The sequence below is a fragment of the Streptomyces doebereineriae genome, assembly GCF_031845645.1.
Classification (GTDB): domain Bacteria; phylum Actinomycetota; class Actinomycetes; order Streptomycetales; family Streptomycetaceae; genus Streptomyces; species Streptomyces canus.
Map to the genome: position 1 here is coordinate 1 of NZ_JAVREZ010000520.1, position 403 is coordinate 403.

Genomic DNA, 403 nt, shown 5'->3' on the forward strand with positions numbered 1-403 from the left:
CCTGTTGCAGCTCACGCTCGACCTCGGCGAACCGGCCTTTGTCGAAGTCGACCAGATCGATCTTGTTCACGGTGGCGACGAAGTGCTTGATGCCCAACAGTTTTGCGATACGGGCATGGCGCCGGGTCTGGCGCAGCACTCCGGCCCGGGCATCCACCAGCAGGATGGCCACGTGCGCATTGGAGGCGCCGGTGAACATGTTGCGGGTGTACCGCTCGTGCCCTGGGGTGTCGGCCAGGATGTAGCTGCGGGTCGCGGTGGAGAAGAACCGGTAGGCCACATCGATGGTGATGCCCTGTTCCCGCTCGGCGCGCAAGCCGTCGGACAGTGCCGCCAGGTCGGCCACACCGTCCGAATCGGTCACGGCCTCAAGATGATCCAGCGGCAGGCTGTCGGTGTCGTG

Annotated in this window: 1 protein-coding gene; it reads right to left on the minus strand. The window is 65.3% G+C overall.

Going from position 1 to position 403, the window contains the following annotated elements; all coding sequences use genetic code 11:
- Nucleotides 1-403, minus strand: a 403-nt coding sequence (locus RNB18_RS53065; RefSeq protein ID WP_311721185.1) for a GTP-binding protein, incomplete at both ends; no start/stop codon positions are given.